Annotated in this window: 6 protein-coding genes and 2 pseudogenes; 7 read left to right on the plus strand and 1 reads right to left on the minus strand. The window is 65.4% G+C overall.

The window, feature by feature from the left end:
- Positions 1–145: 145 nt before the first annotated feature.
- A pseudogene (locus A5624_RS13585) lies at positions 146–916 on the minus strand (cytochrome P450); the annotation flags it as partial.
- Positions 917–1069: 153 nt separating this feature from the next.
- On the opposite strand from A5624_RS13585, the gene A5624_RS13590 reads away from it, so the two are divergent.
- The 7 genes and pseudogenes from A5624_RS13590 to A5624_RS28620 all read left to right on the plus strand — a co-directional run.
- Positions 1070–2179, plus strand: a complete 1110-nt coding sequence (locus A5624_RS13590) for a Rieske 2Fe-2S domain-containing protein (RefSeq protein WP_369806955.1) — start codon at positions 1070–1072, stop codon at positions 2177–2179.
- Between the two features lie 18 nt (positions 2180–2197).
- The gene (locus tag A5624_RS13595) at positions 2198–3784 is read left to right on the plus strand and encodes an AMP-binding protein (protein WP_066866950.1); all 1587 of its coding nucleotides are present in this window, start codon (positions 2198–2200) and stop codon (positions 3782–3784) included.
- Positions 3785–3875: 91 nt separating this feature from the next.
- On the plus strand, positions 3876–4301 hold the full coding sequence (locus tag A5624_RS13600) for a nuclear transport factor 2 family protein (RefSeq protein WP_066866952.1): 426 nt from the start codon (positions 3876–3878) through the stop codon (positions 4299–4301).
- 13 nt (positions 4302–4314) lie between these two features.
- Positions 4315–4845, plus strand: coding sequence for a MaoC family dehydratase N-terminal domain-containing protein (locus A5624_RS13605; RefSeq protein ID WP_066866954.1), 531 nt, complete (start codon positions 4315–4317; stop codon positions 4843–4845).
- Positions 4842–5297: a MaoC/PaaZ C-terminal domain-containing protein gene (locus A5624_RS13610; RefSeq protein WP_066866957.1), complete on the plus strand. Its 456-nt coding sequence runs from the start codon at positions 4842–4844 to the stop codon at positions 5295–5297. The genes A5624_RS13605 and A5624_RS13610 overlap by 4 nt, the downstream gene beginning before the upstream one ends.
- On the plus strand, positions 5290–5820 hold the full coding sequence (locus tag A5624_RS13615; protein ID WP_066866959.1) for a maleylpyruvate isomerase family mycothiol-dependent enzyme: 531 nt from the start codon (positions 5290–5292) through the stop codon (positions 5818–5820). The genes A5624_RS13610 and A5624_RS13615 overlap by 8 nt, the downstream gene beginning before the upstream one ends.
- A gap of 78 nt (positions 5821–5898) precedes the next feature.
- Positions 5899–6062: pseudogene (locus A5624_RS28620) on the plus strand (hypothetical protein); the annotation flags it as partial.

The following is a 6062-nucleotide window of genomic DNA, read 5'->3' on the forward strand; positions in this document are numbered from 1 at the left end:
TGCCCGAAAACGAACTCGAGTTCTTCTTCTTCGTGCTGGCCTTCGCCGGCAGCGACACCACCAAGAACGCGCTGGCCATCGGGCTGCAGGCGTTCGTCGCCAACCCCGAGCAGATGGAACGCTATCGCGAGCGGGAAGACCTGCGGGCCAGCGCGTTCTTGGTGGTGTCGCTGCCGGCGAAGGCCAGCACGAAGAAGAAGAACTCGAGTTCGTTTTCGGGCAGACTGAACTGCTCGCCGTCGTCGCCGGTGATCACCGCGGACGCCAGCGTGCTCCAGATGTCGTCGGTGGGATTGCGCCGCTTTTCGGCGGTGAGCTCCATCGCGTACTCGAAGACCGAGGCGAAGAGCTCGGTTTCGACGTGCCCGCTCGGGTGCTCCTCGGGCGCAAGCGCCTTCAGGATGCGGTCGAACAGCTCGAAGATCCGCGGCCGGTCCTCCTCGGGGATGCCGATGATGTCGCCGATGACCGTCATCGGTAGCGCGTCGGCGACGTCGGAGATCCAGTCCCCACCGCCCCGGGCGAGCAGGCCGTCGATCATCCGCGCGGCGCGCGCCCGGATGCCGTTCTCCAGCTTGGCGATCGCACGCGGGTTGAAAGCGTTGGAGATCAGCTTGCGGCGCTTGTTCAGGTCCGGCGGATCCAGCGTGATGATCGTCGGGGATGCCGAGAACATGGCGACCGGTTGAATGAGTGGGCCGTCGGCCGCGGTGAACGAGTCGGTGTCGCGATGCAGGCGGACCGCATGCCGGTGTTTGGTGGCGACCCAGAATTGGCGCTGGACGGTGTCGGCGACGCCCGGCGTCAGGTCGTGCCGAAACAGCGGCCTGGTACGCCGCAACTCGGCGAACAGTTCGTCGGGAAAACCGTTACGCCACAACGCGAAATCGGAAAGGTCCACCGCAGCGGCCGTCATGCGAACCCCCATTGGCTCCGACGCCACGCCACGCCCGGGCGGCGGCGCGTTGACGTTCAATGTCTAAAATAGTAAAAATAGACCTTAGTCGTCGAAACGCGGTGAGTTAAGAGCGGCCCTGATGCGCCCGGCCGCGTGGGAAACGGAGTGCTCGTGACGAATACGATTCCAGAGTCAGACCCCTCGGAACGGGAGTTCGGACCGGGTGGCATCGCGCTGTCGACCTACCGTTTCCCGACGGGCTGGTTCATCGTCGCCTTCGGAAGCGACCTGGCTCCCGGCCAGGTCAGGCGCGCGCACTACTTCGGCGAGGAGTTGGTGCTGTTCCGCACGGAGTCGGGCCAGGTTCACGTGATGGAGGCCTACTGTCAGCACCTCGGCGCCAACCTGGGGGTCGGCGGCACCGTGGAAGGCGAGAACATCGTCTGCCCCTGGCACGGCTGGCAGTGGCGCGGCGATGGAACCAACGCGCTGATTCCCTACAGCAAGATCGGCTGCAAGAACAACGTCCGCATCCGGACCTATCCGAGCATGGAATGGTACGGCTTCATCCTGGCCTGGCACGAGCGCCACGGCCGGGCGCCGTACTGGCAGCCGCCGGTGCTGCCGGAACTGGAAACCAACGAGTACTACCCGCTGCACCCGCACAGCCAGATGCTGAACCGGGTCAAGGTGCACCCGCAGATGATCATCGAAAACGCCGCCGACCCCTATCACGTTCAGTACGTGCACAAGGCCGCCAACCCGGCCACGACGGCGTCGTTCGAGGTGGCCGGTTATCACCTGCACGCCACCGTCAACGCCCACTTCGGCGGCGGCCGCGGCTCGACCTGGTTGACACCCGACGGGCCGGTCGACGCCAAGATCATCTACGACAACTACTCGCTGGGCCTCGGCATCGTCCGGTTCCCCAGCGAGCTGGTGGCGACTATCGAGGTGACCGGGCAGACCCCGGTCGACGAGGACTACACCGATTACTTCTACACGCAGGCTTCCGTGCGTGAACCGGGCGACAGCGGTGACGTGCCCACCGGACGTGCCGCCCGGTTCCTGGCGTTGCAGCAAGAGGTCATCAAACAGGACTTCTTCACCTGGGAGAACATGAAATACCTGGAGAAGCCCAACCTGGCGCCCGAAGAGGCACACGACTACGCGGCCCTGCGTCGGTGGGCGCACCGCTTCTACCCGGGGGAGCAACCGTCGCCCTCCGACTTCGGTTACGGCGCCGACGGCGAGCCCGACCCGGCGGCCGCCAAAGCTTGACCAGAGCCACACAGACCGATGTGCGCTGACCGCGTGGGGTCCGTGCGGCCCGCCGATTACGGCGTCGACCGTTTCACCGTGCCGGCCGTGCTCGATCTCCGCGCGCGGCAGTACCCCGACCGGGTGATGATGTCGATCGCCGGCGTCGATGTGACCTTCGAGCAGATGCGCCAGCGGTCGTATGCGGCGGCAAAGGTGTTGAGCGAGTTGGGAGTCGGACGGGGTGACCGCATCGCGTTGTTCACCGGCACGTGTCCGGAATGGGTCTACTTCTGGCTGGGCGCGGCGCGGATCGGTGCGGTGAGCGCGGCGATCAATGCCGCGAACAAAGGCGACTTCCTGTTGCACGCCCTGCGGCTGTCACACGCCAAGGTGATGCTGACCGACGCCGAACACCGGCCCCGCGCCGCCGAGGTCGCCGACGCGGCGGAGAGCCTGACGAACATTGTGGTGCAAGGTGACTCACTGACCGCGACGTTGAGACAACACGCCGGCCTCGCGTCGGTCGATGACCCGGGCGAGGCGGACGACCTCGCCTGCCTGTTCTACACCTCGGGCACCACCGGCCCGTCCAAAGCGGTCGCCACGACATGGCACTACCTGTTTTCCGTGGCAGCCACCGTCTCATCGGCCTGGCAATTACGCGAGGGCGAGGTGTTGTGGACGGCGATGCCGTTGTTTCACCTCAGTGCGGCACCCAGCATCCTGGCGCCCATGCTGGTCGGCGCAACGACGGTGCTGGCCGGGTCTTTTCACCCCGGCGAGGTGTGGGACGACATACGCGCCCGCGGCGCCGTCGGGTTCGCCGGTGCCGGGGCGATGGTCTCGATGCTGCGGAATCTGCCCGCGGATCCGGATGACGCACGGCTGCCGCTACGGTTCATCTCCGCCGCGCCGATCGACGCAAACTCCTACCGCGACATCGAAAAGCGTTACGGCTGCCGCATTGTCACGATGTATGGGCTCACCGAGGCTTTTCCCATCGCCCTCAAGTCGGTCGCCGAGGACGGGGTTCCCGGGACTTCGGGCCGGCCGAATCCCGATTTCGAGGTGCGGATCCTCGACGAGCATGGCAATCCACTGCCCGCCGACTCCGTGGGTGAAATCGCCTGTCGGCCCAGGTATCCGCACGTGATGAGCGTGGGCTACGTCGGCGCGGATTCGCAGATAAAGCCGCATCCGGAATGGTTTCACACCGGCGATCTCGGGCGCCTCGGTCGTGACCAGAATCTGACCTATGTGGACCGAATCAAGGATGCGTTGCGCCGGCGCGGTGAGAATATCTCTTCGGTCGAGGTGGAGGCCGTTGTCGCCAGTCATCCCGCCGTGGCCGAGGCCGCCGCGGTCGGCGTGCCGAGCGATTTGGGCGAGGACGACGTCCTGGTAGTCGTCACGCTGCGGCCCGGCGCCACACTGGATTTCGCGGAACTGCTCGACTTCTGCTCGGCCCGCATGCCCTACTTCTGCGTGCCGCGATTCGTGGAGACCGTGAGCGAACTGCCGAAGAACGTGATCGGCCGGATACGCAAAGATTTATTGCGCGAACGCGGCGTCAGTCCGGGGGCCTGGGATCGTGAAAGTAGTGGGTATGTCGTTCGCCGTTAGGTTCCGTTAATGTCACGTAATAGTCGACGAGTTGCATTAACGTCCCCTCAGCCCATTGTCGGCAGTGATTTCTCCAGAGAGGCTGGAAGCGATGACCATGACCTATCAAGAACAGCAAATGCTGCAAGCCGCCACCGGACGCGCTGCCATCCTGGATCTGAACGCCCGGCACAATCGGGCCTACTCCGACGGCGATCGCGACCGCTGGGTCTCCACCTTCCGTCATTCGGGTGCCAGCTATACCCGCGACGGTGAGCTTTTCAGCGACCTGCGGTCGGCCTTCGACGGTGGCGACGGTCAACGACTGGTCACGGTCGATCATGAGATCAGCGTCGACGGGGTCAACGCGACTCAGCACTGTGTCGCTGTGCTTTTCGCCGCGATTTATGGCGACACCACGCTGCGGGCCACTGGGACCTTCCACGACACATTGATCTACGAGCGGGGCGGCTGGTACTTCACTTCGCGTGCCTTGCAGTGGGATTCCGTCCCGAGTCGCCACCCCCTCGTTATGTGAGCGGCACCGATACGTGGATCAGGATTTCGGTCAGCGGCTGGCCTTCGGCACCTACGACGATGCGCTGCGGATGGTCGGCGCGCGAAGCGAGCCCCGCGTCGCGGGAACCGCGGTCAGCGCCGCACGCATCCAGTTGTTCGCTGCGATGGTGCGCGACGGTAATCGCTCATACTGGGACCCCGAGTTCGCCCGGCGGCAGTGGGGAGGATTACTCGCGCCGCCCGCGCTGTTGATGGGCTGGCTGATCGCACCGCCCTGGCAACCCTGGGGAAGAGGCACCGCTTCGTTGATCGCCCTGCGGGTGCCGCTGCCCGGTACTACATTCATCAACGCCGCCAACGAGGTTGAGTTCCCCGAGCCCATCGTCGAAGGCGACGTGCTGACCGCAGTCGACGAGCTGGTCTCGGTATCACCGGAAAAGCGGACGCGACTGGGCGTCGGCCATTTCGTCGAGACGCTGGAGACCTATCGCCGCCAAGACAACGTCGTGGTCGCCACCAATCGCAATACCTTGTTCCGTTTCACCCCCGGGCCCGCGTCGTGACCGGCGACGGCCTGGACTGGGCGATGATCTCCGTTCCCGTCGACTTGCCGGAAGTGATCGACCACATCAGCTACCAGCGGGTGGTGGAGAACGCCGGGGCAACGTGGGATTACTTCCCCAGCCATTTCGACCCGAAATACGCTCAGGCGCAGGGCAATCCGACGATTTACGTCAACACGATGCACCTGGCCGGGTTCGCCGACCGCGTCGCGACCGACTGGGCGGGCCCGCGCTCGCGCGTGGTGCGCCGGTCCATGCGACTGGCCGCGCCGGTGTATGCCGGCGACACGATGATCGGCCGGGGGCGGGCCGTGGCGAAGCGCCGGGACACCTCGGTGGACCCGCCGCGCTGCCTGGTCGATGTCGAAATCCGGGTGACCAATCAGCATGGCGCGCTGTGCTGTCCGGTCGAGCTGACGTTGCAGGTGCCCGGATCTTCCGGCGATGGATGACATTGCCGGACTGCACCTGGCGGTGTGCCGACGGTTCGGCGAGGCGGTCAGGGCGGCGGACGGCAAATGGCGCCGGCCATCCCCGTGCGATGCGTGGGACGCGCGAGCGGTTCTCGAGCACGTGATCGGCTTCCATGATGTGCTTCTGTTGCGCCCGTTCGGATATAAGCCCGACCGGCCAAGTGGCGATCCGCAAACGCGATGGCGATTGACCTATGACGCGCTGGCGGCGGCGTTTGAATCGGGTCGAGCGACACAACTAAGCGAGTACCGGCTGATGCCGAACCTGACCCGCGATGTCCTGGTTCACACCTGGGACCTCGCCCGGGCGGTGGGCGCCGATGACGCTCTGGACCCGGCGTGGTGTGAGCTGTTCTGCGCCGGCCTTCCGGAAGGTGCGCAGGCCTTGGCCGCGTCCGGGATGTTCGCTGCGCCGGTCCCGGTCGGCGATGAGAGCGATGCGCAGACAAAGCTTTTGGCACGCCTTGGCCGCGACCCGCGGTGGGAACCGGAGATCTCATAGGGGTTTCTGCGCACACACATTGGGGCCGCGGAATGGGGGGAGACCGTTTTTGTCGGTGGTGGCTGTGATGATGGCGTCATGTCTCCGACCGTGACTGCCGCCAGCGTCGAAGCGTCCCCGAAGGAACGTCTCGGGGAGCTCTTCGATGAACTGGCGGAGCTGACGGGTCAGCGCAATGCGATTGATGGGCGCGTCGTGGAGATCGTGGCCGAGATCGATCGCGACGAGTTGTGCGGGATGAC

Origin of the sequence: Mycobacterium sp. 1482292.6 (assembly GCF_001672995.1) — a bacterium.
Lineage (GTDB): Bacteria > Actinomycetota > Actinomycetes > Mycobacteriales > Mycobacteriaceae > Mycobacterium > Mycobacterium europaeum_A.